This is a genomic window from Rugosimonospora africana, from assembly GCF_016862975.1.
Classification (GTDB): domain Bacteria; phylum Actinomycetota; class Actinomycetes; order Mycobacteriales; family Micromonosporaceae; genus Rugosimonospora; species Rugosimonospora africana.
The window spans coordinates 113,588-139,761 of sequence record NZ_BONZ01000030.1 but is presented as its reverse complement, the minus strand read 5'-3'; the positions used below and the strand labels follow the sequence as shown (position 1 = coordinate 139,761).

The following is a 26,174-nucleotide window of genomic DNA, read 5'->3' as shown; positions in this document are numbered from 1 at the left end:
GGTTCCCTTCCCGTTCATCGGCCGGGGTGTTCGCCCCGGTCGTCCGTCGCGACCGGTCATGCCCGGGAAGCCGGGCGCGCGCCCGGTTCGAGCGCGGCGCGCAGGGTGTAGCGGCTGTTGGCCCACACCACATACAGCAGCGGGGAGGCCGCCAACCCGAGCGCCACCGCCGGCCGGGCCGCGAGCAGGGTCTCGAGTACCGCGAGCACGGACAGCGACGCGACGGTAAGGTACCAGCGGCGCACCGCCAGGTACAGGCAGGCGCGCAGCGCGTCACGCAGCCGCACCGTGGGTCGCTCGGCGAGCACCACCATCGCCAGCAGCGCCGTGGAGGCGACGAGCACCATCGCGACGACCAGAACCGGAATCGCGGCAGCGCCAACCGGCCGGCCCCAGGCGGCGCGGGCATCCACTCCGAGTACCACTGTCGTGGCGGTCGCCAGCGCACCGGCCGCCGTGGCCTTGCCGGCCGTGGCTCGCCAGACGTGGGCGAAGGTGCGCAGGACGGCGGTGGAACGCCCCGCGGAGTACGCCGACAGCACGCCGAACGCGGCGCACAGCGCGGGCGCGCACACCGGCGCCACCAGTGCCAGCAGCGGCCACGACCGGCTCGGGTCGGTCATCACCAGACCGGCCACCAGCGGCAGGCAGCCGACGGCCAGCAGCAGGTTGGTCAGCAGTCCCACATACACCAGGTCGAAGACGCCCTGGAACGTCTCGTGCCGGATCCGCACGCCGCTCACCCCTTCAACCCGGTGGTCGCGATTCCTTCGACGAAATAGCGCTGCCCGAGAAGGAAGATGACCGCGACCGGCAGCACGGAGAGCACCGAGCCGGTCATGATGAGCGCGTACTCGGCGTTGTACGTCGAGATGAACGACTTGAGTCCGATCTGGACAGTCCAGATGCTGTGGCTGCGCAGGTACAGCAGCGGCCCGAGATAGTCGTTCCAGGTGTTGACGAACGTGAGCAGGGTGAGGCTGGCCAGTGCCGGCACGGACAGCGGCAGGATGACCCGCCGGTAGATGCCGTACTCGCTCATGCCGTCGATGCGCGCGGCCTGCACGAGCTCATCGGGAATCGACTCGTAGAACTGTTTCATCAGGAACACGCCGAACGCGCCGAACGCCTGCAACGCGATGATGGACCACAGGGTGTCGGACAGCTTCAGCTTCGACATGAGGATGAACTGCGGGATCATGTACGACTGCCAGGGCACCGCGATCGTGGCGACATAGGCCAGGAACAGCACATCGCGGCCGGGAAAGCGCACCTTGGCGAAGCCGTACGCGGCGAAACTGCCGGTGAAGACCTGCAGCACGGTCACCGCGACCGAGAGGGTCAGCGTGTTGCGCAGCCACGTCGTCATGTCGGACTTCCGCCAGATGTCGACGTAGTTGTGCCACACCACGCTGTCCGGCACCCACTTGACCGGGAGGGTGAAGACGTCGTTGTTCGTTTTCAGGGACGACATCACCATCCAGTAGAACGGCAGCAGCACCGCTGCCGACGCGACGACGAGCGCGAGATAGCCGAGCACCCGTACGGCGCGGCCGCGGCGGCCGGGGCGCCCGCGGAACGCCGCGGCGGTGGGTGCGCCCGGGCGGGCGTCGAGGAGGGTGTCCATCACGCGTTCCTGCGCCGGTTCACCGAGAACTGGGCGACGGTCACCAGCAGGCAGACGACGAACAGCACGATGGATACCGCCGAGGCGTAGCCGAACTGGTTTTCCACGAAGCCCTTCTGGTAGATGAACTGGGAGAGCACCAGGGTGGACTGGCCGGGTCCGCCGTTGGTCATCACCAGGATCAGGTCGAAGACCTTGAAGCTGCCGATGGTCAGCATCACCGTCACGAAGAAGGTGGTGGGTCGCAGTCCGGGCAGCGTCACCGCCCGGAACCGCTGCCAGGCGGTCGCCCCGTCCACCCGGGCCGCCTCGTACAGTTGGGTGGGGATGGCCTGCAGGCCGGCGAGGAACAGCAGCATGTAGTAGCCCATCTCCCGCCACGTACCGACGAGGATGACCGCCGGCATCGACCAGTCCGCCGATGTCGTCCATCCCGGCGGATGGTGCACTCCGACCGCGCGCAGGATTTCGTTGATCGGCCCGTAGCCGGGGCTGAACAGCATGTTCCAGACCTGGGCGAGCGCCACGATGGAGGTGATGTACGGGAAGAAGGCCACCGTACGGAAGAACGCCACGGCACGCAGCTTGCGGTTGAGCAGCAGGGCCAGCACCAGGGACGCGGCGAGCGTCAACGGGATGTGAAAGAGCGTGTAGTAGACCGTGTTCGACAGCGCCGTCCAGAAGCTGTGGTCGTGCAGCAACTGCCGGAAGTTGGCCAGTCCGGTCCACTCCGCGCCGCCGAACACGTCCCAGCTCGTAAAGGCGTAATAGAACAGCAGCACGACCGGCACAAGCGTGAGGACCGCGAAGCCGATGAAGTTGGGCAGGAGGAAGCTCCACCCCACCACGGTGTTGCGCCACACCGGCCGGCTACGGCGGCGGCGGGCCACGGGCATCGATGTCATGGGTACTCCCGTGAGTCAGTCGTACGGATCCGCGGCGCGGGTCCGGTGCGCGGCGCGTCGCGGGCGCACCGGACCCGGCGAGCCGGGGCCGAGGTGGGCCACGCCCGGGTTACTTGTTGAGGACCTCGTTCTTGGCGCGGGACTGAGCCTCGCTGATCGCGGCGTCGACCGGCTTGCTGCCGGACATGACCGCGGTGTGCAGGTCGTTGAGGACGTTCTGCAGTCCCGCTGTGTACTGCGAGACCGGGTTCTCCGGCTTGGTGTCGTGTTTGGCGAACGCGAACTTCGACACGTCGTCGGTGGGCATGCCCTTGAGCGCGAAGAAGGTGTCGGTCACCGCCGCGCTGTCGGCCGGGGTGATGCCGATGCCGGCGAGCGCCTTCGCTCCGTCCTCGCCCGCGGCGTACGCCAGGAACTGCTTGGCCGCGGCCACCTTGCCCTTGCCGAGCTTCGGGTTGATGCCCAGGCCGGTCGGATCGCCGAAGGTCACCGGCGTGGCCGACGTGCCGGTGGTGCTCTTGTCCGACTGTGGCGCCGGCGCCATCCCCCACTGGAACTGGTCGGCGTCGCCGCTGGACTGCTGGGCGAGCAGGGTCGCGATGTACCAGGTGCCCATCAGCATCATCGCCGCCTGCTGCTTTCCGAACTCCGCCTGGTAGGTGAGGCTGTTGGTGGTGGCATCGCCCAAGCTGACCTGCGCGCCGGAACTCTGCAGGTCCAGCGCCCTGGTGTAAAAGGGTTTCAGGTACGAGAAGTTGCCGCTCGTCAGGTCGGCGCCGGAGGTCTGCGCCAGGGCGAAGCCCTGCACGGTCGACTGCCAGGTGTGCTGGTAGTCGCCGAGCGCCTTCGACCCCGCGACCTTCAGCCTCGCGGTGAGCTGCTTCGCGGCGCTCACGTAGTCGTCCCAGGTCCAGGAGCCGTCGGGCACGGCCACGCCGGCCTTCCCGAACAGGTCCTTGTTGTAGAACAGGACCCAGGAGTCCTGGCGGTACGGGATCGCGTAGGTCTTGCCGCCGAGCTGGTAGTCGGACAGGCCGCCCACCTTGTCGCCCAGTCCCTTGGCCACGTCGGAGACGTCGAGCAGTTGCTTGCCGTGCTGGTAGGTGTAGAAGTTCTTGAGGTTCTTCTGCACGTAGATGTCGGGGGCCTTGCCCGCGGCCAGGTCCGCGATCATCTGGGTGTCGTAGTTGGTGGCGTCGTACTCCTTCAACTGCACCGTGACGTCGGGGTGCGCCGCGTGGAAGCCGTCGGCGAGGGTCTTGAATTCCGGTGTGGTGGACAGGCTCCACCCGGCCAAGGTGAGTGTGACCGGACCAGACGAGGAGTCCGATGAGTCGGAACCGCTGCCACAGCCAGCCAGGACCAGCGAGATCGCCGTGGCGGCGGCGCCGAGGACGACCGCGATCGAGCGCTTCATCCCTTCTCCTTTGAAACTCGGCCCCGAAGCCCCGGGTACGCGCTGATCGAGGGGCCCCGGCGGGGTGGGGTCACCGGTCGCCGGTACGGCCGCCGGTGCTGGTGCGGATGCGGATGCGGGTGCGGGTGCGGGTGCGGGTGCGGGTGCGGGTGCGGGTGCGGGTGCGGGTGTCGATTCGGGTACGGGTACGGACGCGGTCGGGCCACTCGACCCGTTGCCGCACCACGCGCCACCGTCCCGCCCGGTGCCTGATCGGGTCGACCCGGTTGCCCGGTGGGCCGGAAGGAATGGTGGTCGGGCACGCGTTTCTCCGCAGGGTGGGGTGGGCGTGGCCTCGCGGACGCGGGCTTGCCTGCGGCGACGATCCCGCGAACGGGGCCTGTTCGGGGAAGTAAAACGGTCGGAACCAAGCATGTCAATACCTCTATCGCCCTGATACGATCACGTTCGCTCACAAGAGCCTTCGATCGGCGAGGGAAATGACCATCCGCGATCGCTTTACCGGCCCGCTGGCCGGAGCCTGCCCGCAGTTCGGCGAGGGCCGGACCGCGGAACTGCTCGCCAACCCCGCGGACTGCCTGCCGCTGCCCCCGGCGATCGACCGGCGCGCCTGGGCGGCGGACGCCCTGCCCGACGACACCGTGCGGGATCTGCGAGGGCGTGCCGAGGCGGAACTCGCTACGCCGTGGCCGGTGCCGCTGGCCCACTCCTACGCCCGGTACTTCCGCGACGGTGACCGCACCGGCTACGAACAGATCGTCTTCGCCCGCCAACAGCGGCTCACCCGGGCCGCCGTGCTCGCGGCCGCCACGCTGGACCCGGTCTGGATCGACGAGGTCGCCGACGGAGTGACGCTGTTGTGCGAGCAGAGCAGCTGGTGCTGGCCCGCCCACGATGACACGCGGCGGGTGCACGGCGCGGTCGTACCCACAGTGACCGATCCCTTCCTGGACCTCGGGGCCGGTGAGGTCGCCGCACAGCTGGCCTGGCTCGATCACCTGCTCGGCGACCAGCTCGACGCGCACGTCCCGGGGGTACGGGCAAGGATCCGGCACGAGGTCGAGCGCCGGGTGTTCGCTCCGTTCGCCACCCGCCGCGACTGGCACTGGCTCGGGCTCGACGGCGACGTGCACAACTGGAGCGCGTGGATCCACGGCAACGTCCTGGTCGCCGCGTTGCGTCTGGTGGACGACGCGGCACGCCGGGCACACCTGGTCGACCTGGTCGTCGAGGGCCTCGACCGCTACATCGCCTCGCTGCCGCCCGACGGCGCGGTCGACGAGGGGTACGCGTACTGGTGGAACGGTGCCTGCCGGGCGCTGGAAGCCCTCGACGTGCTCGCCCACGCGACCCGTGACACGCTCGGTGACGCCGTACCCGACGCGGTGCGCGGGATCGCCGCGCTGCGGCAGACCATCGCCTTTCCACACCGGGTGCATCTCGGCGGCGCCTGGTACCTCAATCACGCCGACAGCCCGGCCCGGTCGCCGGCGAATCAACCGTGGCACGCTCTGCACCGGGCGGCACGGCTCGCCGGCGACCGGGACGCGCAGGCGCACGCCGCCGCACACCGCCGCGCGGGAACGCCGGTGGCGCACGAGGATCAGGGGCTCGGCCGCCTGCTCCGCGCTCTCACCGACCCGCACTGGCTCGCCGCCGTGCCGGGCTCGCCGCCGCTGCCGCGGGACGCCTGGTTCGACTCCACCCAGGTCCTGCTGGCCCGCGCTGCGGCCGGCAGCACCGCCGGACTGACCCTCGCGGTCAAGGGTGGACACAACGGCGAGCACCACAACCACAACGACGTCGGCAGCATGGTGGTAGCCCTCGGCGGTGTGCCGGTACTCGTCGACGCCGGCCGCCCCACCTACACCGCGCAGACGTTCGGCCCCGACCGGTACCGCATCTGGACGATGCGCAGCGGTTGGCACAACGTGCCGCGGATCCGCGGCAGCGAACAGGCGCACGGCCGCCGGTACGCGGCGCGCGAGGCGACGGTCACCGTCGACGACACCCGCTCCGGTCTGGCGCTCGACCTCACCGACGCGTACCCGCGCGGCGACGTGCGGCACTGGCGGCGCGACGCGTGGCTGGACCGTGCCACCGGCCGCGTCACGGTACGCGACTCGTGGCAGCTCGATCCGGCTCCGAACGCCGAGCCGACCGTTGTACATCTACTCGCCGCCGGTACGGTGCGCGTCGGCCAGGCAGACGCCGAGGTCGACGCGATGGAAGGGGCCGGCACCGTGCGGCTCGCCTGGGAGCCCGCGCACGTGCCGGCCACCATGACCGCGATCGAACTGGACGATCCGCTGCTGCGTGAGGTCTGGGGCGACCGGCTGACCCGAATAGAGTTCGACGTGAGCGCGCTGGAACCAGCCGGTACGCTCGCCGTGACTGTGGAGGAGCAACGGTGACCGCGTCGGAGAATCGGGGACCGCTGCAGGTCGCCCGCCGCGCCCGGCTGTTGGAGGCGTTGCAGCGCGACCGCGTGCTGCGCATCTCCGACCTCACCGGCACTCTCGGCGCCGCCGCGGTGACCATCCGCCGCGACATCGCTCAGCTCGCCGCCGAGGGCCTGGTCCGTCGCGTCCACGGCGGCGTCGCGCTCATTGTTCCCGAGGAGACCCTGGCAGCCGAAGACCCCACCCCGCGGGCGAACCCGACCGCCGCACCCGCCGACCGGTCGATCGGCATGCTGGTGCCGTCGCTGGACTACTACTGGCCGGACGTGGCCCGCGGTGCCGAAGAGGCCGCCCGGGAACTCGACATGCGCGTGGTGCTGCGCGGCTCCTCCTACGAGAGCGAGGACGACCGGCCCCAACTCCTCCGGCTGGTCGAACGGCTCGGCGTCCACGCTCTGATCGTCGCGCCGCGCATGGACGCGCCGACCGCCGGGGCGACCGTCGAATGGCTGGCGGACACCGGGCTTCCCGTGGTCCTGCTCGAACGCACCGCCACGGTGGGACCGCACCGCGCCGTGTTCGAGTCTGTCGTCACCGACCACGCGTTGGGCGCGGCGATGGCCGTGCACCACCTGGCCTCGCTCGGGCACCGGCGGATCGGCGTGCTCAGCCCGCAGCCCAATCCCACTCGGCCGCATGTCCACCGTGGATGGTTGAACGCGTTGGAGGAGTGCGGCCTAGACCCCACCGCCACAGTGGAAGCCGTGATACCGGACGCGCACACGCGAGACTGGGAGACGGCGGTGGACGAGGCTCTCGACCGTTGCCTGGCGACCCGCACGACCGCGCTGCTCGTGCACGCCGACCCCGAGGCGATCGCGCTGGTGCAGCGGTGCGAGGAACGCCACCTCGCAGTGCCGGGTGACCTGTCCGTGGTCGCCTACGACGACGAAGTGGCGGGCCTGTTCAGCCCACCGCTGACCGCGGTGCGCCCACCCCGCCGGTCGATCGGACGCGCGGCCGTGCGCCTCGTCGCCGACCGCCTCGCCGATCCCGAACGCCCCGCCCATCGGGTGACGATCAGCCCATCCCTGCGGATCCGCGAGTCGACGGCACCGCCCCGCTCCGACCGCTGACGCCGACGCGCGATGCCGAACTGTCAGGTGAACGCGTTGACGCGGCTGTCCGTCTCCAAGATGGCGTAGAGGTCAGAGTCGCGCCATCCGTCCCGGATCAGCAGCGTCTCACGCATACGCCCCTCATACTTCATACCGACCTTGGTGAGCACCCGCCCCGACGCGACATTGCGCGGATCGCAGGTACCGAAGATCCTGTGCAGCTTGTGCACCGTAAAGCCGATGACGACAAGCTGGTGCGCCGCCTCTGCCGCGAGGCCACGACCCCACAGATTTGGGTGTACGGCGTAGGAGACCTCGCCTTGTCGATTGCCGTGTAACCGTAGCTCAGCGTTGCCGACCACCTGGGAATCCACCGTGATGGCGTACACAAATCGGATCTGCGGCCGCTGTGCCCACGCCTGGACGGCCGCCTGGACAAACGACTTCGTCTGCTGCGGCGTGTTCGGTCCCCACGCCTGGTAACGGCACGCTTCCTCTCGCCGCGCCCACTCGTGTACGACCTCCCAGTCGGCAATCGTCAACGGCCGCAACTGCGTCATCACGGCCAACGACGATATCCTGGGCGACCGCCGCGCGGGACGTTACCTCCGCCGGCCTCCGGCGTGGCGGCGCATGGACTATCCTTCCAGCGTGATCGATGAGTTGATCAGGAAAGCCGCCGTCGACGACGAGGACGCGATCGATGAGCTGTCCGCGATCGCGGACAATGAGCCGGATCGACTGATCCCGCACCACGGCCTCCTGCTCGACCTCGACGTGCTGTGGCCGCCGAAGTTGTACCGCTCGGCCGACGCCAACACCGTCGGCCGGGTCATCGAGCAGATCGATGGCGGACGGACGCCCAAGCGGCTCGACCACCTGTTGCTCCTTCTGGCATACAGCGCTCACCCGCTCGCCGAGAGCGCCATGCGTCGCTGGGCGACGCAGCCGCCGGCCGGTTGCACACCGATCCGCTGAGCTACGCGCGGGCGGGCGGCTGGACCGTCGGACCGGACGGCAGCCGGCGGGACCTGTGCGGCGACAGTGCGTACCAGTGGCTCGTGCGCGAAACGGCGCGACGCACCGACGCTCCCGAGTGTCCGTGGTGCGCGTCACCGTTGTGGATCGCCGCCGACCTCGACACCGCCGAACCCGCCGTCGGCGACGCACTGGCGCACACCGGCTGGTCCGGCCGGCTGGTCATCGAGACCTGCCACTTCTGCGCCTGCCACGCGACGCTGTACAGCCAGGTCACGCCGGCCGGCACCGCCACCTGGTGGAGCGGCAACACCCGCCCGAGCTACCTGCCGGATGACGCCGAAGCCGAGGAGCCGCCGGCGCTGCTGCCGGTCGTGGGGCCGGCCCGGACGGGCCCGTACCAGGCCAGCGCCTGGAACCAGGGCGGCTCGACGCTGGGCGGTCAGCCCGACTGGATCCAGGACGCCGAGCATGTCGACTGTCCCGGTTGCCAGCAGCCGATGGACTACGTCGGTCTCGTCGTCGGAGCGGACCTCGACGAGTTCGGCGAGGGCGCCTACTACCTGCACGTGCACCAGCCGTGCGGATTCGCCGCGGTGAACTTCCAGCAGAGCTGACCAGCGGCAGGAGCTTCGCCGTCCCCACTCCGCCAGACTTGCACCAGATCAGTCATGTGATCTATACCTAGTAGAACAATGCTGGTCGGCGACACCGATGGCGTCAAGCTGACTCCGCCCTATGGGGAAGATCATAGAGCTCCCTACGCGGCAGAGCTGCTTGACTCTGGGGGCACCGGCTGCGGGTACCTGCTCAAGGACCGCATCTCGGATGTCGCGGACTTCGACGACGCGCTGCGAGAGGTGGCCGCCGGGGGGACTGTCGTCGATCCCGAGGTGGTACGGCAACTGATTCGCCGGGCCAGGTCCGCCGCACCGATCGAGCGCCTCTCCCCCCGCGAAGGCCAGGTGCTCGCGCTCATGGCCGAAGGCCGTTCCAACGTCTCCATCGCCCGCGAACTGGTCATCACCGAGACGGCCGTGGAGAAGCACGTACGGAGCATCTTCCTCAAGCTGGAGCTGCAGCCGAACCAGGAACAGCATCGCCGCATCCTCGCCGTCATCGCATATCTGCGACGGTACGGCTAGCCGTACGGTGAAGTGTGCGGGCAGCGTAACGGCGGCGAACCGGTCCAGGCGAGCACCGGTTGTCGCTCGACGACACGATCGAGCGGTGGCTACCCGGCCTGGTTCAGGCAAACGGCAACGACGGCACCCGGATCACCCTGCGGCAGCACGGCGGGCGGCACAGCGTGGTCGTGTCGATTTCCCCCGGCGCTCGCCATCGGCGATTCCATTCAGGACAGTCCCGCCCTGAAACAAGAGCAGGCGGCCACCGCGCTGGTGCACAACGCTCGCTGCGCGTCGCTGCATCGATAGCCTGCCCGTAACCCGCTCGCGGCCGGCACCGGCCGCGAGCCGGTCGCGCGTACCGCTACGCGAGGACGTCACCGGGCAGATAGGTATGGCTGGGCCTACCGAATTGTGGTCGGCTACGCGTAGTGCGTCGCGCATCATGCGCGTGATCTTCTTTCGGCATGGACCTGTCTCAGCTGTCTCTCCGCACCGGCGCCCGACTGGGTGCGTGGTGCTGGGCCGTAGCCGCACCGCTGTTCCTTGCCGCCAACGTGATTACCGGCCTCGGCTGGCATCATCCGGCCTACAGCTGGGCCACCGACAACATCAGCGACCTCGGCAACGTCCACTGTGGAATGTGGGACACCACGCGACCGCGCCAGGTGTGCTCGCCCTGGCATCCGCTGATGAACACCTCCATCGTGCTCACCGCGGTGCTGCTGGCCGCCGGGCTCATCCTGACCTGGCGCACGCTTGGCCACGGGTTCCTTGTGCGCCTGGCTCAGTCGCTGCTCCTGCTCGCGGCCGTCGGATACGTGCTGGCTGGTCGTTTCCCCGCCGACGTCGACGAGAATCTCCACTTTCTCGGCGCCCTGCTGATCATGGTGATGGGCAATCTGGGGCTACCGCTGGCCGGGTTTGCCCCGCGCGCCACGGTCCTCGGCCGGTTGCGCGCGCTCACCCTGATCGCGGGTGTGACCGCGCTGGCAGGGGCGGTGCTGTTCTTCGGTCAGCGGGGCCTGGGCGTCGGGGTCGGTGCGATGGAACGCGTAGCGGTGTTCCCTCTCACCAGCTGGTGCTGCTGCGTCGGCGTCGTCCTCCTCGCCAAGACCCACCGGGCACGGACAGCGGGTAGGCCCGGTACGGGCGGCATCGGGGTCAGGACGCTCGGCGAGGCAGCCGACCGGGGCTAGCCGTGCAGGCGGCTAGCGACCTGGGCGTCGGCCGCCGCGAGCCCGGCACGCATCGCCTCCTGCGCCCCGGGCTCCCACGGCCCGGAGGCGGCCAGGGGAATCTCCGTCATGAATCGGCGCTCGGCTTCGGGAATCAACGCGACGACAAGACCGGGGTCCGTGGCCGCGGTCGCGTAGAGGGTCGGGCCGTCGGCGTAGTACAGGTCAGCGACGACGAGTCTCCCGTCCCTGGCGCGCATGACATTGTCCGGGTTGTTGTCCAGCGGCCCGCACCAGGGCAGCTCTCGCCGGGCCCGTTCGTGGACGCGGCGCACGACGTCGACCAGCTCGGCAACTTCCGCGGCCCGGGTGGCGATCTTACGGTGAAAGGCGACAGCCTCATCCTCGGGAACGGGTCGGAGCCATTCCAGCACCTGGAGGTCGCCGCCACCGGTCAGCCGACGGTGCGCGTACAGCCGTGGTACCTGACCGGTGTGCGCGGCCTCCCGGTACAGCGCCGCGGAGTACGGGCCGGCCGGGTCGAACGGGCTGATCCGCACGGCCGCGGCGCCATCCGGCGAACGAAGCGCGATCGCCCAGTCGCCGACGCCGCACGGAGTCCATCCGGCCGCCCGAAGAGCCTGTTCGGCGTCGCGGTGATCGGCCTGCTGGCCCAGCAGGCCGATGACCTCGCGATATGGGACCGCTTCCTCCGACGTCATAGGGTCGAGCGTAGGCCCTGTCGACCTCGATGACCGGCGGCAGCCGTGGTCGCCGCCTCCTCGTCGATGGCTGCGGTCCAGACGATGTGGGCGTCCGGGCGAATCAGTAGGGCGTCGGCTGGTCGCTGGTCGGTCTTGGCGGTGTACACGTCGACGCGGTCCTGCCAGTCTCGGGCGGTGTGCCGGGGGTCAGGGACCGCCGGTTCCGCGCTTCACTTCCCCAGGTCGCGCCTGCGCCGCGCGACTTCATCCAGGTGTGTCTCCCACTGCGGGAAGAAGTCCTCGGGCTGAGCGAAACCTTCCATGCGACCGAACTCACCCACGAACAGGCGGCTGATCCGGGACACGAGTACACCATCGACAGTGCGGATCCAGATGCTGGCCGACTCCCGACTCTCGCCGTCGAGCACGAGATTGAATTGGAAGACCCGCTGCGAACAAAGCCGGGAGTCGCGAATGAGGTCACCCTCCGCCCGTGGCGAACGCCTCAGCTCCCACTCCAGCCCACCCGCCGAGGTGAACCGGTCGCACGGCACGTCTGTCGGGAACGACGAAAGCGGGTGCCCGATCGGGGGCCCGCAAGGATCCGCGCGGTCGGCGACGTCGAGCCAGATGCCTTTGGCGATGGCCTCGATGAACTCGTCGTGGAACACGAACACATAGTGCCGATGAGTCTCCACCAGAGGCGTCGCGTAGTGGCGCGTCTCGTAGTCGTGACGCTCCCGCAACCACGGGGAGCCGCCCACCACGTAGACCCAGTCACCGCTGCGGTAGTCGGCGTCGGCGTAGTCGACGGGTAGGTACTCCCCCCGCGACGCCCTGACCGCGTCGAGTCCTTCGAAGGTCACCCGACCCAGCGCATCCGACGCGGCATCCTCGAAGTACACGGCCGTGTATGCCTGGCCCCGGCCGCCTGCCGACAGGAGGTCCAGCGCGCCGTACATCAGCCGAGGCGACGCGATCCGGTCAGCCGTCAACGGCACTTCGAGGCGGGACGCGAACGGACGGGAACCGCCCGCGAGGCCGTCTTCCAGCATCCGGCCATCATTTCAGCTCGACGCCGAGCCTCGTCGGATGGCCGCTCTCGTCGGATGGTTGCCCTCGTCAGCTGGCCGCACCCGGGCCCGGCAACAGGTCCACGTCGCCTGCGTGCATCGACTCGCCGCAGTGGGCGCAGTGCAGGTCGACAGCGCTGACCTCACCGCACGCGTGGTGGCGGTACAGCACCGGCGGCCCGGCCTCGCCCGCGAGCCACCTGTCCCCCCAGCCGACCATGACCATGAGCAGGTCGACCAGCTCGGCACCTTTCTCCGTCAGGTGGTACTCGTGCCGGGGTCGCTGGTCGTAGGGCCGGCGCTCGAGCACGCCCTGGTCGACGAGGTGGTTCAGCCGCTCGGTCAGGACCTTGCGCGAGATCCCGAGGTCGGCCTGGATCTGGTCGAACCGGGTGAACCCCGCCCACACGTCACGCAGGATCAGCGGTGACCAGGGTTCCCCGATGACATCGAGGGTGCGCGCGATCGAGCACGCCATCTCGCTGAAGTTCGTGCGCTGCATGGAACCAGTCTAGCAATCTGGGTTCCCTCAGGAAACTCCAGGTGCTACGGTCACAGAGTCTCTTGAAGGAACTCCAGGGAGGTCGCGGAGATGGGCAAGGTTTTCAGCGCGCACGCGGTGTCGGTCGACGGATACATCACCGGCCGCGATCCCGGCGCCGGACGCGGACTCGGTGACGGGACGATGCTCTTCGACTGGTACTTCGGCGGCAACACGCCAAGCCGGGTGTTCGACGGGTTCCGGCTGAGCGAGCCCAGCGCCCGGGTCTTCGACGCCCTCGCCGCGCGCGTGGGAGCCATCGTGGCCGGACGGAACACGTACGAGGACTCCGAGCACTTCGGAGGCGGCGGCCCGCACCCATCGGCCCGGCTGATCGTCCTCAGTCGCCGGCCGGCACCGGCGATAACGGAGCGGCAGACCCTGGTCACCACCGGCATCGCGGACGCGGTCGCGGCGGCTCGCGCCGCCGCCGGCGACAAGGACGTCGGCCTGATGGGCGGTGGCGTCGCGACCGAAGCGCTCAAGGCGGGGCTCGTCGACGAGGTGGTCCTCCACCAGGTGCCGATCCTGCTCGGCGGCGGCCGACCCTTCTTCCAGTCACTGCCCGAGCACGTGCGCCTCCGCCTGGTCGAAGCCGTCCCGGCCCCCGGCGTCACCCACCTCCACTACGCGGTCGAGCGATGACCCCCGCCAGCCGCACAGGCGTAGCGCTTGCCGGCAACCAGTACCCCATCCAGAACCCACACCAGGAGCTGACCACGATGCTCGACCCCGACGTGCGCCGCGTACTCGACGGCACCCCGACCGCCCACCTCGCCAGCGTCCTGCCCGACGGCGCTCCCCACGCCGTCCCGGTGTGGATCGGCACGCACGGCGAGCACGTCGCGATCCTCACCGGCCCGGGCAGCCGAAAGGCTCGCAACCTGCGACGCGACCCGCGGATCGCGCTCTCCCTGACGCCGACGGACAATCCGTTCCAGCCGGTCATCGTGCGCGGCAGGGTCGTCGAGTGGATCGAGGGCGACGCCGCCTGGCAGATCATCGACCGGATCTCGACGAAGTACACCGGTGGCCCCTACTCGCGCGACGAGCAGCGGGTCGTCGCGCTCATCGAACCCGACCGGCAAATCGTGGGCTGAGGCACCTCGACCCATGGCGTTGAGCATCCACGCGGAATCTCGGTTGTGCGGTGGTGTCCTCCCGGTTATGGTCAGTTAGACCATAACCGGGAGGCGTTCCGATGCTGACGTGGCTGGCAAACCTGATCGCACCGTTGAACACGGTCCTGTTCCACCTCGGCAACGACGCGGTGTCCTGGGCCGAACTGCTCGGCTTCGTGACCGGCGCGGCCTGCGTCTGGCTGACCGTCCGGTCCTCGATCCACAACTTCTGGGTCGGCATCGCGAACTCGGCATTCTTCCTGGTCCTGTTCTTCACCGCGCGGCTGTGGGCCGACGGTGGCCTGCAGGCGGTCTACATTGTGCTCGGGTTCGCCGGCTGGTGGCAGTGGCTGCACGGCGGCAGGAACCGCACCGCGATCGTCGTCGGCCGGGCCGGCCCGAAGACCCTCGCCGCGTGCGTCGGCTTCGTGATCGCCGCGACCTGGGGGCTGACCCTGCTGCTGGGTGCCGCACACGATGTCGCCCCGTTCTGGGACGCGCTGACCACCGCGACCTCGCTGGCCGCGCAGTACCTGCTCAATGCCAAGAAGGTCGAGACCTGGCTGTTCTGGATGGCGGCCGACATCGTCTACATTCCGCTGTACGCGGTGAAGCGGCTCGACCTGACCGCGATCGTGTACGTGTTGTTCCTCGGCCTGACCGTACTCGGGTTGCGCGCCTGGCTCGCGGCCCACCGGCAGCGGGAGGTCGGCGCGGCCGCACCGGTCGCAGCCACCGTGGTTGACGCGGCATGACCGGGTTGCGGCACGGAATCGTGATCGGCAAGTTCTACCCGCCGACCCTCGGGCACCACCACCTCATCCGCACCGCGGCAGCCAATGTCGAGCGCTTGACCGTCGTCTGCATGGCAGCCGCCGTCGAGACGATCCCACTCGCCGACCGCGTCGCATGGTTGCGCGCCGAGCACGCCGCCGACACCACCGTGACGGTCGTCGGGATCCGTTGCGACGCGCCCACCGACTACGACGACGAGACCGTGTGGGCCGCACAGGTCGCGCTCATGCGGGCCGCGGTCGCCACGGTGACCGCCGAACCAGTGGACGCCGTGTTCACCAGCGAGGAATACGGCGGCCAACTCGCCTCGTGGTTCGGTGCCAAGCACGTCCCCATCGATCCCGATCGCACGACGGTCCCGATCAGTGGCAGCGCCGTGCGTGCCGACCTCGCCGTCGGCTGGGCGTGGCTCGCGCCGGCGACCCGCGCCGGGCTCACCACGCGCGTCGTGCTCGTCGGGGCGGAGTCGACCGGCACCACCACCATCTCCCAGCTGCTCGCCGAGCACTACCGTTCCCGCGGCGGCGTCTGGGCCAGCACCCGGTGGGTCGGCGAGTACGGCCGGGAATACACCGCCATCAAATGGGAACGCGACCGCGCCGCCCGGCCGGACCTCGCCCTCGACGATCTGGAGTGGACGGCCGACGACTTCGACGCCGTCGCCACCGAGCAGACCCGGAGGGAGACCGTCGCCGCGGCGGCCGGCTCACCCCTGTTGGTCTGCGACACCGACGCCTTCGCGACCGCCGTCTGGGAACGCCGCTACCTCGGCCCCCAGGCGCGCAGCGACCAGGCGTGGGCATCGGCGCTACCCCGTCGCGCGATCTACCTCGTCACCGACCACGACGGTGTGCCCTGGGTCGACGACGGGCTGCGCGAAGGCGACCAGTCCATCCGGGCCGCCATGACCGGCTGGTTCGCTGAAGCGCTGACCCGCGCGGGGAAGTCGTGGATGCTGCTCACCGGCAGCCTGGATCAGCGGCTCTCGCTCGCCGTCCGCACCACCGACCTGTTGCTGGCCCAGGCCGCGACGTTCGCCGCGCCGCTGACGCAGGCGGATGTGCCAGACCCGGTAGCAGCCGACCCGCGGGGCGACCGATGACCGAGCGTCGACCGGGCGAGGACACATTCCTCGCGGCCTACGACCCCACTGCGTTCCCGCCGTTCGCGCTCACCGTCGACCTCGCCATCTTCACGGTCCGGGACGGGCTTCTCACCGTCCTGCTGGTCGAGCGCGGCGACCACCCGTTCAAGGGCTACTGGGCGCTGCCCGGTGGGCACGTCGCGCACGGTCGGGAGTCCGCCGAGCAGGCCGCCGTACGGGAACTCGGCGAGGAAACCGGGCTGGACTGGACGACCGTCGGCGGCCACCTCGAACAGGTCGGCACCTACACCGAACCCGACCGGGATCCGCGCATCCGTGCCGGGCTGCACGTCGCGTCCGTCGCATACGTCGCGCTGGCCCCGAACCTGCCCCTCCCGACCGCCGGCACCGACGCGGCACGTGCCCGGTTCTGGCCGGTCGAAGACCTGAGTCTCGACACCCAACGCGCCGCCTGGCTCGACCGTCAGCCGTACCGTGGCGACGCGCCGGTCCTCGCGTACGACCACGCACTGATCCTGTCTCACGCCCGCGACCGGATCCGAGCGAAGCTGGAATACACCACCCTTGCGGCACAGTTCGTCACCGAGCCGTTCACGCTCGCCGATCTGCGCCGCGTCTACCAGGCGGTCTGGGGAAGCGCGCCCGACCTGGCGAACTTCCGCCGCAAGGTACTCAAGACACCCGGGTTCGTCGTCGCGACCAACGAGCACCGCGCGGTTGCGAGCGACCGCGGTGGCGCTCCCCCACTGCTGTATCGCCGCGGCGACGCCCAGCGGATCGACCCGCCGTTCACCTGGGAACGCGAATAGCGGCGCGGGGTACAAGGCTCATCACGGACGGCGCCGATGTGCGAGTTCACCGACAACCCCCGCCACCGCCGGCAGTGCCGCCCCCACGCTGCGGTGCGGCCCGATACCCGGATGTGCATCCCCGTGGCCGGCGGTAGGGTGCCTCGGTGCCGTCCACGTATCCTCCGCTGAACCTGGCCGTTCGTACACCGCGGCTGACCCTCGCCGCCGCCACCGATGATCTTCTGGAACGCCTCGTGCCGGTGGTCCGGGCCGGGGTGGTCATCGACCACGAGCCGGTGCCGTTCGACGATCCGATGTCATTCTACGAAGACAACCCGACCCGGGAGTGGCGCTGGATGCGAAGCATCTGGTCCGGCAGGTCGCGGGTCAATTCCGCGTTCTGGCGGTTGTACTTCGTGATCTGCGACGACGGCGAGCCGGTCGGCATGCAGGACCTGATCGGCACCGACTTCGCCGCGGTCGGCACGGTGGAGTCGTTCTCCTGGCTGGCCCCCGCAGCCCGCGGTCGCGGGCTAGGCAAGGAGGCCCGAGCGGCGATCCTCCACCTCGCCTTCGAGGGCTTCGACGCCCTCGAGGCGTCCAGCGAGGCGTTCACCGACAACCACGCGTCGAACCGGGTTTCCGAAGCCCTCGGGTACACCCGCAACGGCACGACCTGGGCCACCCGCCGCGGTGAGGCCGCTGAGTTGCTGCGATGGCGGCTGACGCGGGACGGATGGGCATCGCGGCGACGCCATGACATCGAGTTGTCCGGCGTCGAGGAGTGCAAGCCGGTATTCGGCCTACCGACCTGATGACGAGCTCGACGACGAACAGGATCGTGAATGCGGTGGCACAGCGGGCGGCGGACGTGGCACCGTCGGCCTCATGTCTGTGGAACTGATCCGCGCCAGCCGCCTGACCGATGCTGTCCCGTATGCCTACGCCTCGGTAGTCCCCGCCGGTGCCCGGCTTGTGCACACCGCGGGCGCGTGTCCGATCGACGAGCACGATCGGGTTGTAGCGCTCGGTGACGTCGCCGGACAGGCCCGACAGGTCATGGACAATCTTGAGGTGGCGCTGCAGGCGGCAGGGGCTGTGCTGACAGACGTCGTACGGACGACCGTCTACGTTGCGAGCACTGACCAGGCGGACCTTGTCACAGCCTGGAACGTGGTACGCGCCCGGTTCGGCGACCACGACGCGCCGAGCACCTTGCTCGGCGTCACGGTGCTCGGATACCGGGGCCAGCTTGTCGAGGTCGAGGCCGTTGCCGTTGTGCAGTGACCGAGGCAGACATCCGTGACCGGTCAAATGATCAGCTACCTAGCCGTGATCAGCGAGCGGCATGAACTTCCCGGCAACGGTGCGATCGAGCTGCGACGGGGGCAGTTCCACGACGTCGTCCTGACCGGCACGACCGCCTACCGCTTCCCGCGACACGAGGTGGACCGGATGCTGCTCCACCGCCGCGCGACCGTACTGAGCGCCATGGCCGCACAGAATCTCGGGTTCGCTGTGCCCGTACCGCTGGCGGTGCCGAACCTCGACGAACCCGTCGGCCGCTGTTATCTGGCAACCTCCCGAGTACCCGGCGAGCCCCTGGCCGATGGTGGCGCCCACGTGTCGCCTCACCGCCTCGGCGCCGAACTCTGCAGTGCCCTGGCCGCGCTGTCGAGCGCGACCGAGCATGTGGGTCAGCTGGTCGGCGAACCCACCCCGAACCGGTGGGCCGGCTTCGCCGCCGACGTCGAGCAGGAACTGTTCCCGCTGATGTCCGCGCGCGGGCGCCAACGCGCACGGCACGAACTCGATCGGGTGCTCGCGCTACCGCCACCCACCACTCCGGTCCTGGTCCACGGCGATCTGGGCGGCGACAACCTGCTGTGGGACTCGGGCCCACCGTTGCGGCTGGCAAGCGTCATCGACTGGGATGCGCTGTTCCTGGGCAGCCCATCCCACGACGTGGCTTCAATCGCGGCAACCTATGGCTGGGCCGTCGCCGCTCAGGCCGCCCAGAGCACCGGCGACGCCGACGCGACGCTCAACGAGGCCAGGCGAATCCAGGCGACCTTCGCCCTGCAACAGGCGTTACCAGCCCAGCGAAGCGGCGACACCGCGAAGCTCGACGACGGGCTTCATGGCTACCGCTGAACGGCTGCTACCAAGGAATCAGTCGACGATGTCGCGTGACCAGATCCGCTGCCACTGTTCGGCCTGCCGCGCCCGTTGACCGGAATCGGCGCGCGCGGCCGGACCACCAGGATGCACCCCGCACGTCGGGCACGCCCGCGATGGCCTGCGCTCGGTGCCACAGACCAGGCAGCGGTCGGGATCGGCGGCCCCGGACCGGTGTGCGTCGATCAATCGTTGGACCACCACGACCAGTGGTTCGTGGGGGTGCAGTTCCGGATTCGGACAGTACGCCAGCCCGCTGAAGCCCCACGAGTACCACCGAAGTGTCTCAGCCGGCACTCGACGCCCCGTTGCCTTCTCCTGTTGCCGCTGCGCCGCGTACGCCGTCACGTGGCGCATCATCAGCTGCCGCGCAGTGTCCAGTTCGTCCACGGCGCGGATCAGCGCCTGCGGGTCAGCGTCAAGCCGGCGCGGGATCCGCGCGTTCACGACGAGGTGGTGCCACGTGGCCCGAAACCCGTACGGGGCGAAGTGCAGCGTGCATTCCCGCAACGCCGACAGGCGCCAGGCCGGGGTGAGCGTGGAGTCGCGCACGCGCCGTGCCTGCGCCGGGAAGCTGGTCATCGTTGACGAGGATAGTGCTTGCTGGCGCCCGACCTGGCGGACAGGTTCGCCGATCAGCGCCGCCGCTGACGGCCGATACTTCCGTGACCGTCCCACCCTCCGTCGGCTACCGTCGTCGGTGATGGCGGAGTTCGTACACATCACGACGGCGCGGGCCGCTCGACGCATCGAGCGCTCGGGAATCGCCGCGCGCAGTCACGGGCGGGCCGGCGGGCGCGGCGTCTACTGCATGCCGGTGCTGCCGTCGTTCACGCTCACCTACCAGTGGGTGCGCGAGCTTCGCCGCTGGCACCCGGGCGTGCTGGTCGCCGTACATCTGCGGCTGCCCGACGATCAGCCGGTGGGCGTCGGGCGTTACGGCGACACACCGCGCGAGGTCACTGCCGCGCAAGCGGTCGCGGTGGTGCGCGGACTCGAGGATCCGCGCGGCTACGAGGTGTTCGTCCCGCGCGCCATCACCACCGCCGAGGTGCGTCGGGTTCGTGAGGTTCCGCAGGGAGTCGGTTGGCGGTACCTGCCCGGGGCTCACGGCCGGCGCCCCTGCCCGTGCCCGGCGTGCCTGTCGCGCGGCGGGTACAAAGTCTCGCGGCTGCGCCAGCGGTTCCCGTACGATGAGCCACCCAGGCCGAAGAGTGAGCTGATGGCGCGGCTGCGCACGGCGACCACCGCCGACGAGATCATCGACGTGTTGTGCGCACTGGGACGCCGCCGGCGCGGCGGCGCCGAGGAGCTGGCGTATCTGGCAGATCATCCCGACCAGGACGTACGCGACACCCTCGAAAGCATTCTGGGGGCGTATCGCGGCCGTGAAGCGCGGCGGCTTCGGGAACGGTTACAGGTCAACGGCTGATCGCGCCGGGCGGAGCTCACTGACAGTGCGGCAGGTGCGGGATCAGGAAGGGGCACCGAGTTCCGACCGAGACTCCGCCTGGAGGAAGTCGAGGGTGGAAAGCTGGTCCACGGTCGCTTGGAGCTGGGCGATGCGTACGCGACCGATGCGGACGAGTTCCGCGCCGGCGGTGGTCCACCGGTCGAGGTCGGGTGACATGGGCGGAATGTCGGCGAGGATGACGGCACTGTCCTTGAGGGTGATCCCGACCCGTTGCGCGGCGAGCGCGAGCTTGATCCGGCAGACCGCGTCGACGGTGAACCGGCGGGCGTTGCCGCTGCTGCGGTGGCCGGTGACCACGCCGTAGCGCTCGTAGAAACGGACTGCGTTGGGCGTCACCCCGGCGGCGTCGGCGAGTTGGCCCACGGTCAGCATGGTCATGATTCACGCCCCGATGTCGCTGCTGCTTCTTGTACCGGTTCCATTGTCGCCGTCCTCCGGCGCGGCGACCGCAGCCGTACGACCAGAGCGATCGACATCACGGCGACGGCCGCCAGCCGGGTCAGGCGCTGGGCGTCCACGGCGGTGGCGGTGTCCGCGGCCGACGCCCCGAGCGCGTCTCCGCCGGTGAGCGCGACGGTCAGCGCGCTGAAGAGAGTGCTGAACGCCACCGTGCCGATGCCGTTGGAGATCGTGCTCACCAGCGACAGGAGTGCCGAGCCGGAGGCCAGGTCGGGACCGTCGAGGTCACGGCTGGAACCGGACATCGTGGGCATGATGACCGCGCCGACGCCCGCCCCCTGCAGGAGCGCGAGCGCGCCCAGCAACGCGTACGGAGTGTCCGGCCGCAGGATGAGCGCCGTGGCGAGACCGGAGGCGACGGCCAGGCCGAGCCCGGTGGCGACGACCGACCGCGGGCCGAGCCGTTCCAGCAGTCGCGCGGCGGCCTGCAGGCTGAGGCCCATGCCGACGGCGGCGGGCACCATCAGGGCTGCCGTGACCGATGTGCTGTCCGCCCGCAGAACCTGAACGTACGTGGGCAGCAGCAGGGCCGTACCGAAGTAGGGCGCGGCGAACAGCGCGAGTACCGCGGCGCCCCGGCCGAACGTCGGGTTCCCCAGCAGGCGGATCCGCAACAGCGGCTCGGGATGGGCCAGCGCCCGTACCGAGAACACCACGACCAGGACCGCGCCGGCGGCCGCGATGGCGATCCGCACCGCGGCCGCGGCGTCTTCGGCGCTGATGCTGTAGGCCACCGCGACGATGCCCGGAACCAGCAGCACGGCGCCGGCCAGGTCCAGATCGGCCCGACTCCGGCGTGCGGGATCGGCGGGCAGCCAGGCCAGCGTGCCGGCCGCGCCGAGCAACGCCAGCGGCACCGTGACGTAGAACAGGGCCCGCCAGGACCCCGCGCCCAGCAGCAGCGCGCCGAGTACCGGGCCGAGGATCGGTCCCACCAGCATCGGCAGGCCGGTGATCGCCATCATCCGGCCGCGACGCTCCGGCGCGACCGCGCCGAATCCGATCGCCATTCCCAGCGGCGTCATCAGGCCACCGGCCAGACCCTGGACCGCCCGGGCCGCGATCAGCCAGCCCAGGCCGCCGGCCGCGCCACCGGCGGCGGAGGCAACCGCGAACCCGGCCAGCGCCACGAGGTACACCCGGCGGGCGCCCCAGCGTGCGGCAAGACCAGCGGCCAGCGGCATCGTCGCGACCATGGCAAGCGTGTACGCCGTGATGATCCATTGGGCATCGATCAGCGACGCGTCGAACGCCGCCATCAGGTTCGGCAGCGCCACCGCGACGATCGTGGCGTCCAGCACCGCCACCAGCCCACCGAACGACAACACGATTCCGGCGCGCAGTTCCGGCCCGGTCAGTCTGGTCACGGCCGGCCGGCCAGATCCGCGACCCGCGCCGGGCGCAGCGCACGCGCCCAGGTGGCCAGCTCGCTCATCATCGCGTGCAGCGCCTCCACGGCACCGGGCGGTGGGGTGAAACGGCCCGCGGTGTCGAGGTGTTTCCACGCCATCGGCAGCAGGACCGACTCCCGTACGGTGGTGGCCCGCAGTTCCGGGAACACTGCCCGCAACTGCTCGACGGCCCTGATGCCGCCGGAGCCGCCGTACCCGACGAACCCGACCGGCTTGTACGCCCACTCGACGAGGTGCCAGTCGATCATGTTCTTCACGGACGCGGGGAAGCTGTGGTTGTACTCCGGGGTGAGCACCACGAATCCGTCGGCCTCCGCGAGCCGGCCCGCGATCGGCGATGCCGCCGCACCGCGCGGCTGCAGCTCGTGCATCGGGAGCGAGACGGCCGCCAGATCGATCATGTCGACGTCGACCCAGTCCAACGCGGCCAGCTCACGTTCCAGCCACGCGGCGAGCGGGTCGGCCAGTCGAGGCTTGCGTACGCTCCCGATCACCACGGCGATCCGGAGCCGGCCGTTGAGGTTGTCAGCTGTCATGCCGCCGACGCTAGGAGTTCGCCTATAGGCGAACTCAAGTGATTCCGCGCTCGGCCCGGTCGCTTCGGCCGTCAGCGAAACCGCTCAGGTCAGGCTCTGCTGCGTGAGCCTGTGCTCGCCTCCGCCACAAACCGGCTCCGGCTGCGCTCAGGCGATGCTGCGTGAGCCTGTGCTCGCCTCCGCCACAAACCGGCTCCGGCTGCGCTCAGGCGGTATCCGCCAACAGTTCGACCACGTCGTCGACCAGCGGCAGTGCGCCGATCTCCGCGGCCAGCGCGGTCGCGTCGCGCCGGTAGCCGGGCTCGGCGAGCACGGCCGTCACGGCGGCGCGGATCTCGTCGGGCGTCGCCGGCGCCGCCTCCCCGCCGCCGACCGCGATTCCGGCGCCGGTGGCCGCCACTCGCTCCGCGTTGTCCGGCTGATCGGCGAACTGCGGTACCACCACCATGGGCACGCCTGCCGCGAGACCACCGAGCACGGTGCCGGTGCCGCCGTGGCACACCATCGCCGCGGCCCGCGCGAGCACGTCCCGCTGCGGTACCCACCGCTCGACGTGCACGTTCGGCGGCAGGGCGGCCCAGTCGTCCGGGTCGCCGCCGTCCCCAATGGTCACCAGCAGCCGTACCGGTAGCTCCGCCAGCACCGCGACGACGGTGCGGAACGCCGCCGCGGCGAACGGCACCCCACCGGCCACCGTGCCGAACGTGGCATACACCAGCGGGGCGTCCGGCCACCACCGCGACGGCAACGGCGCGGCGGCCGGCTCGGGCGCGCGGTACCGGTGCACCAGCGGTCCCGGCGCGGAGCGAGGCTGCTCGAACGACGGCGGCAGAAGGCTCAGCGACGGCTGCCTGTACAGGTAGCCACCCTCGGCGTCGGCGTCCAGCCCGAGCGTGGTGCGGTACGCGGCCAGTGCCGGGGCCGCCAGCGGCAGCGTGAAGTCCACGAACTTGTCCAACCCGATGAGCACCTGCGCGCACGGCACCCGACGCAGGTCGCCGGCCAGCGTCGAGCCCAGTTCGCCGATCTCGCGCAGGATCAGGTCCGGTCGCCACCCGTCGATCGCGGCCAGCATGCCGGGCATGATGGACCGGGCTTCCAGCTCGGCGCCCAGCGTCACCATGACCTCGTTGCGCCGTTCGGGTTCCGCCGCCAGGAACCGGTCGCGGACCGCCGCCCACTCGTCCGGATCGGCGTCCGGGCACGACCAGTGCCGGTAGCCGGCCCGTTCGACCGCCGCCGCGAACGACCCGGGCGCCGCGACCTGCACCTCGTGTCCTGCCCGCCGGAAGGCCGCCGCGAACGGCAGCATCGGCCCGAAGTGCCCGGCACCCGCCGAGGTCGCCAGCAGCACCCGCATCGCCGTTCCTCCCCCGCGTCGGCAGACCGCGTCATCACAGTACCCAGCGCACCACACCGTACGTGAGCCTGCGCATAGGCGGCGGTGTATCCGCCTCGTCCGGCGGCTCTGGTTACGTGCGGGACGGCAGTGGTGCGACCGGACGGATCGCGGTGAACTGAGCGTGCCCATACCGGGTGGAGGCAAGCAGCAGCAGCCATTCGTCGCAGCCCTGCCACGGGTAGACGTCGGCGGCACCGCCGCGTACCGTCCTCGGCCCGTCACCGGTGCGCGGCCGGGCATCCGCCGGGGCGCCCACGAACCCGGGAATCCACACGTCGGCGCAGATCTCGTTCGCCGAGCCCATCGCGGCCAGCCCGAATGCGTTCTCGGCGGCGGCCGTCCGCTGTTCATCGCCGAAGTCGTCGAGCAGTTGGTCCTCGCCGGGTTTCCCGTCGCCGCGGAAGGTCAAGGTGGTCGTGCCAGCTCGGGCTGCGTACTCCCACTCGGCCTCGCTGGGCAGCCGGAACGGCAGCGCTTCGAGCAGGTCGTCCAGGTCACCCTCGAGTCGAGCCGTGATGGAGTCCGCTTCGGCGTAGTCGTCCTCGTACTCAGGCATCCAGTGTCGGACCTGCTCGACCGTCAACGGGTGCCCGGCGATCAGGAATGGTTCGACCCGCACCTCGCGTACCGGCCGGGCATCTCGGGCACTGGCGAAGAACGGCTCAAGACTGTCCTCGGCTCCCCCACCGTGCTCGATCGCGCGTACCGCCGTCAGTTCCGCCTCGGAAAGTCCCATGAGGAACGTCCCGCCCGGCACCTCTCGAAAGACCACGCCGGATGGGATGTGCCGGCGGGCCGGCCGTCCGGCCACGATCTCCTCAGTCCACATGGCGCCGAACGTTAGCAGCCCGGGTGCCACCAATTCGCACCACGGACCGCGGCACGAGCGGACACCGAGGTCGGCCACCTTAGCGCTGTGGTCAATGAGCCAGGGCGTCGGCCAGCGCGGTGGCGAACTCGTCCGGACGAGACCAATAGCCGGTGTGGTCACCGGGGAACTCGGTGAGTTTCTGGTTCCAACGGTCGGCCAGCGCGGCGGCTGGACGAGAGGGGAAGTGTGCACGTGATTGTCGGCCCGCCGCGGCGGTGATGCGCGTCTGCTGAGCGTCGAGCGCGGCGAGGTCGGGGTTGTAGCTGGGGGCGTTCGGCACCTCCTGGGTCAGGATGGTGTGGACGTTTCCGCTCATCCGCCCGATCACCTCGGGGTCGACGTGGGGCGGCCGTTCGGCGGCGTCCATTCCGATGCCGGTCATGAACTTCTGCATCGCCGGGCCGGCGCCCTCGGTGTGGTACATGGTGCTGACGTCCTGGAAGAACGTGCGCCATCGCGCGGCGTCGGGCAGCAGTTCGGCCAGTGGCGGTTCGTGGGCGATGAGCGTGGCGACCTGCTGCGGGTGGCGGCTGATGAGGTCGAGCCCGATGACGGCGCCGGCGCTGCTGCCGAACACGTGCGCCGGCCCCGCGGCGACGGCGTCGAGCAGTTGCCGCGCGTCCTCGGTGTGCGCGTCGGCCCACGCCACCGACCCCTGCCGCGAGATCGGGCTGCGAGAGAATCCCCGCCGGTCGTAGCTGATGACGGTGTAGCGCTCGGCGAGCCGGTCGGCCAGGGCGGCGTAGAACCCGGCATCGCCGTTGCTTCCGGGGATCAGCAAGAGGGTGGGGCCCGAGCCGCGTACCTCGTAGTAGAGGCGTGCGCCGCTCACGTCCAGGGTGTCGCACCGCCGCGTAGCCATCGTCACTGCTCCTTCGCAACTCCAGATAAGATGCGGACCGCATCTAATATGCCGGACCGCGATAAGATGCGCAACGCATCTAAGGAGTCGACATGGAA

30 protein-coding genes and 2 pseudogenes are annotated in these 26,174 nt (G+C 70.1%); 15 read left to right on the top strand and 17 right to left on the bottom strand.

What is annotated here, in order from left to right:
* Positions 1-56 precede the first annotated feature (56 nt).
* The 5 genes from Raf01_RS15695 to Raf01_RS15675 all read right to left on the bottom strand — a co-directional run bounded on the left by Raf01_RS15695 (position 57) and on the right by Raf01_RS15675 (position 4,172).
* Positions 57-743: a hypothetical protein gene (locus tag Raf01_RS15695; RefSeq protein WP_203918615.1), complete on the bottom strand. Its 687-nt coding sequence runs from the start codon at positions 741-743 to the stop codon at positions 57-59.
* A complete protein-coding gene (locus Raf01_RS15690) occupies positions 740-1,627 on the bottom strand; it encodes a carbohydrate ABC transporter permease (protein WP_203918614.1) in 888 nt (295 codons plus the stop codon). Before Raf01_RS15690 ends, Raf01_RS15695 begins: the two co-directional genes overlap by 4 nt.
* A complete protein-coding gene (locus Raf01_RS15685) occupies positions 1,627-2,532 on the bottom strand; it encodes a carbohydrate ABC transporter permease (protein WP_203918613.1) in 906 nt (301 codons plus the stop codon). Before Raf01_RS15685 ends, Raf01_RS15690 begins: the two co-directional genes overlap by 1 nt.
* Before the next feature lie 109 nt (positions 2,533-2,641).
* Positions 2,642-3,949 carry an ABC transporter substrate-binding protein gene (locus tag Raf01_RS15680; RefSeq protein ID WP_203918612.1) on the bottom strand — a complete coding sequence of 436 codons (1,308 nt, stop codon included), beginning with the start codon at positions 3,947-3,949 and terminating at the stop codon, positions 2,642-2,644.
* A 70-nt stretch (positions 3,950-4,019) separates the two neighbouring features.
* Positions 4,020-4,172 carry a hypothetical protein gene (locus Raf01_RS15675; RefSeq protein WP_203918611.1) on the bottom strand — a complete coding sequence of 51 codons (153 nt, stop codon included), beginning with the start codon at positions 4,170-4,172 and terminating at the stop codon, positions 4,020-4,022.
* A 256-nt stretch (positions 4,173-4,428) separates the two neighbouring features.
* On the opposite strand from Raf01_RS15675, the gene Raf01_RS15670 reads away from it, so the two are divergent.
* Both Raf01_RS15670 and Raf01_RS15665 read left to right on the top strand, forming a co-directional pair.
* Positions 4,429-6,363: a heparinase II/III domain-containing protein gene (locus Raf01_RS15670; protein ID WP_203918610.1), complete on the top strand. Its 1,935-nt coding sequence runs from the start codon at positions 4,429-4,431 to the stop codon at positions 6,361-6,363.
* Positions 6,360-7,487 carry a substrate-binding domain-containing protein gene (locus Raf01_RS15665; protein WP_203918609.1) on the top strand — a complete coding sequence of 376 codons (1,128 nt, stop codon included), beginning with the start codon at positions 6,360-6,362 and terminating at the stop codon, positions 7,485-7,487. The genes Raf01_RS15670 and Raf01_RS15665 overlap by 4 nt, the downstream gene beginning before the upstream one ends.
* Before the next feature lie 23 nt (positions 7,488-7,510).
* On the opposite strand, the gene Raf01_RS15660 is transcribed toward Raf01_RS15665, so the two are convergent.
* Positions 7,511-8,029 (bottom strand): GNAT family N-acetyltransferase, encoded by a 519-nt coding sequence (locus tag Raf01_RS15660; protein ID WP_203918751.1) that lies wholly within the window; start codon positions 8,027-8,029, stop codon positions 7,511-7,513.
* A gap of 91 nt (positions 8,030-8,120) precedes the next feature.
* On the opposite strand from Raf01_RS15660, the gene Raf01_RS49580 reads away from it, so the two are divergent.
* The 4 genes and pseudogenes from Raf01_RS49580 (at position 8,121) to Raf01_RS15645 (ending at position 10,773) form a co-directional block, all read left to right on the top strand.
* The gene (locus tag Raf01_RS49580; protein ID WP_239133639.1) at positions 8,121-8,447 is read left to right on the top strand and encodes a hypothetical protein; all 327 of its coding nucleotides are present in this window, start codon (positions 8,121-8,123) and stop codon (positions 8,445-8,447) included.
* Complete coding sequence (locus Raf01_RS15655) at positions 8,429-9,064, top strand: hypothetical protein (protein WP_239133638.1); 636 nt, start codon at positions 8,429-8,431, stop codon at positions 9,062-9,064. The genes Raf01_RS49580 and Raf01_RS15655 overlap by 19 nt, the downstream gene beginning before the upstream one ends.
* A gap of 144 nt (positions 9,065-9,208) precedes the next feature.
* Positions 9,209-9,592, top strand: a pseudogene (locus Raf01_RS15650) (LuxR C-terminal-related transcriptional regulator); the annotation flags it as partial.
* A gap of 449 nt (positions 9,593-10,041) precedes the next feature.
* Positions 10,042-10,773 carry a DUF998 domain-containing protein gene (locus tag Raf01_RS15645; RefSeq protein WP_203918607.1) on the top strand — a complete coding sequence of 244 codons (732 nt, stop codon included), beginning with the start codon at positions 10,042-10,044 and terminating at the stop codon, positions 10,771-10,773.
* Here Raf01_RS15645 and Raf01_RS15640 read toward each other — a convergent pair.
* The 4 genes and pseudogenes from Raf01_RS15640 to Raf01_RS15630 all read right to left on the bottom strand — a co-directional run bounded on the left by Raf01_RS15640 (position 10,770) and on the right by Raf01_RS15630 (position 13,031).
* Entirely contained in the window at positions 10,770-11,474 is a 705-nt protein-coding gene (locus tag Raf01_RS15640; protein WP_203918606.1) for a hypothetical protein, read from the bottom strand. The two genes, Raf01_RS15645 and Raf01_RS15640, sit on opposite strands and share 4 nt — an antisense overlap.
* Positions 11,471-11,653: pseudogene (locus tag Raf01_RS50875) on the bottom strand (aromatic-ring hydroxylase C-terminal domain-containing protein); the annotation flags it as partial. The gene Raf01_RS15640 and the pseudogene Raf01_RS50875, both read right to left, overlap by 4 nt.
* A gap of 33 nt (positions 11,654-11,686) precedes the next feature.
* Complete coding sequence (locus Raf01_RS15635; RefSeq protein WP_203918605.1) at positions 11,687-12,511, bottom strand: hypothetical protein; 825 nt, start codon at positions 12,509-12,511, stop codon at positions 11,687-11,689.
* Between the two features lie 67 nt (positions 12,512-12,578).
* Positions 12,579-13,031: a winged helix-turn-helix transcriptional regulator gene (locus Raf01_RS15630; RefSeq protein WP_203918604.1), complete on the bottom strand. Its 453-nt coding sequence runs from the start codon at positions 13,029-13,031 to the stop codon at positions 12,579-12,581.
* A gap of 90 nt (positions 13,032-13,121) precedes the next feature.
* Between Raf01_RS15630 and Raf01_RS15625 the strand changes: the two genes are divergently transcribed.
* The 8 genes from Raf01_RS15625 (at position 13,122) to Raf01_RS15590 (ending at position 19,036) form a co-directional block, all read left to right on the top strand.
* Positions 13,122-13,715: a dihydrofolate reductase family protein gene (locus tag Raf01_RS15625; RefSeq protein ID WP_203918603.1), complete on the top strand. Its 594-nt coding sequence runs from the start codon at positions 13,122-13,124 to the stop codon at positions 13,713-13,715.
* Complete coding sequence (locus tag Raf01_RS15620) at positions 13,712-14,170, top strand: PPOX class F420-dependent oxidoreductase (protein ID WP_239133637.1); 459 nt, start codon at positions 13,712-13,714, stop codon at positions 14,168-14,170. The genes Raf01_RS15625 and Raf01_RS15620 overlap by 4 nt, the downstream gene beginning before the upstream one ends.
* Before the next feature lie 101 nt (positions 14,171-14,271).
* A complete protein-coding gene (gene pnuC / locus Raf01_RS15615; protein WP_203918602.1) occupies positions 14,272-14,946 on the top strand; it encodes a nicotinamide riboside transporter PnuC in 675 nt (224 codons plus the stop codon).
* Positions 14,943-16,088 (top strand): AAA family ATPase, encoded by a 1,146-nt coding sequence (locus tag Raf01_RS15610; RefSeq protein WP_203918601.1) that lies wholly within the window; start codon positions 14,943-14,945, stop codon positions 16,086-16,088. The genes pnuC and Raf01_RS15610 overlap by 4 nt, the downstream gene beginning before the upstream one ends.
* Complete coding sequence (locus Raf01_RS15605) at positions 16,085-16,900, top strand: NUDIX hydrolase (RefSeq protein WP_203918600.1); 816 nt, start codon at positions 16,085-16,087, stop codon at positions 16,898-16,900. Before Raf01_RS15610 ends, Raf01_RS15605 begins: the two co-directional genes overlap by 4 nt.
* 146 nt (positions 16,901-17,046) lie before the next feature.
* On the top strand, positions 17,047-17,697 hold the full coding sequence (locus tag Raf01_RS15600) for a GNAT family N-acetyltransferase (RefSeq protein ID WP_203918599.1): 651 nt from the start codon (positions 17,047-17,049) through the stop codon (positions 17,695-17,697).
* Between the two features lie 73 nt (positions 17,698-17,770).
* Positions 17,771-18,169 (top strand): RidA family protein, encoded by a 399-nt coding sequence (locus tag Raf01_RS15595; protein WP_203918598.1) that lies wholly within the window; start codon positions 17,771-17,773, stop codon positions 18,167-18,169.
* A gap of 15 nt (positions 18,170-18,184) precedes the next feature.
* Positions 18,185-19,036 carry a phosphotransferase family protein gene (locus Raf01_RS15590; RefSeq protein WP_203918597.1) on the top strand — a complete coding sequence of 284 codons (852 nt, stop codon included), beginning with the start codon at positions 18,185-18,187 and terminating at the stop codon, positions 19,034-19,036.
* A gap of 18 nt (positions 19,037-19,054) precedes the next feature.
* Here the strand turns inward: Raf01_RS15590 and Raf01_RS15585 are convergent, their stop codons facing one another.
* On the bottom strand, positions 19,055-19,642 hold the full coding sequence (locus Raf01_RS15585; protein WP_203918596.1) for an SIR2 family protein: 588 nt from the start codon (positions 19,640-19,642) through the stop codon (positions 19,055-19,057).
* Positions 19,643-19,763: 121 nt separating this feature from the next.
* Between Raf01_RS15585 and Raf01_RS15580 the strand changes: the two genes are divergently transcribed.
* Positions 19,764-20,492, top strand: a complete 729-nt coding sequence (locus Raf01_RS15580) for a HEAT repeat domain-containing protein (protein ID WP_203918595.1) — start codon at positions 19,764-19,766, stop codon at positions 20,490-20,492.
* A gap of 42 nt (positions 20,493-20,534) precedes the next feature.
* On the opposite strand, the gene Raf01_RS15575 is transcribed toward Raf01_RS15580, so the two are convergent.
* The 6 genes from Raf01_RS15575 to Raf01_RS15550 all read right to left on the bottom strand — a co-directional run bounded on the left by Raf01_RS15575 (position 20,535) and on the right by Raf01_RS15550 (position 26,076).
* Positions 20,535-20,912, bottom strand: coding sequence for a MerR family transcriptional regulator (locus Raf01_RS15575; RefSeq protein WP_203918594.1), 378 nt, complete (start codon positions 20,910-20,912; stop codon positions 20,535-20,537).
* On the bottom strand, positions 20,909-22,360 hold the full coding sequence (locus Raf01_RS15570) for a DHA2 family efflux MFS transporter permease subunit (protein WP_203918593.1): 1,452 nt from the start codon (positions 22,358-22,360) through the stop codon (positions 20,909-20,911). Before Raf01_RS15570 ends, Raf01_RS15575 begins: the two co-directional genes overlap by 4 nt.
* Complete coding sequence (locus tag Raf01_RS15565; RefSeq protein WP_203918592.1) at positions 22,357-22,941, bottom strand: NADPH-dependent FMN reductase; 585 nt, start codon at positions 22,939-22,941, stop codon at positions 22,357-22,359. Before Raf01_RS15565 ends, Raf01_RS15570 begins: the two co-directional genes overlap by 4 nt.
* A 205-nt stretch (positions 22,942-23,146) precedes the next feature.
* The gene (locus Raf01_RS15560) at positions 23,147-24,301 is read right to left on the bottom strand and encodes a glycosyltransferase (RefSeq protein WP_203918591.1); all 1,155 of its coding nucleotides are present in this window, start codon (positions 24,299-24,301) and stop codon (positions 23,147-23,149) included.
* Between the two features lie 112 nt (positions 24,302-24,413).
* Complete coding sequence (locus tag Raf01_RS15555; RefSeq protein WP_203918590.1) at positions 24,414-25,172, bottom strand: formylglycine-generating enzyme family protein; 759 nt, start codon at positions 25,170-25,172, stop codon at positions 24,414-24,416.
* A 91-nt stretch (positions 25,173-25,263) separates the two neighbouring features.
* Complete coding sequence (locus Raf01_RS15550) at positions 25,264-26,076, bottom strand: alpha/beta fold hydrolase (protein WP_203918589.1); 813 nt, start codon at positions 26,074-26,076, stop codon at positions 25,264-25,266.
* Between the last annotated feature and the right edge of the window lie 98 nt (positions 26,077-26,174).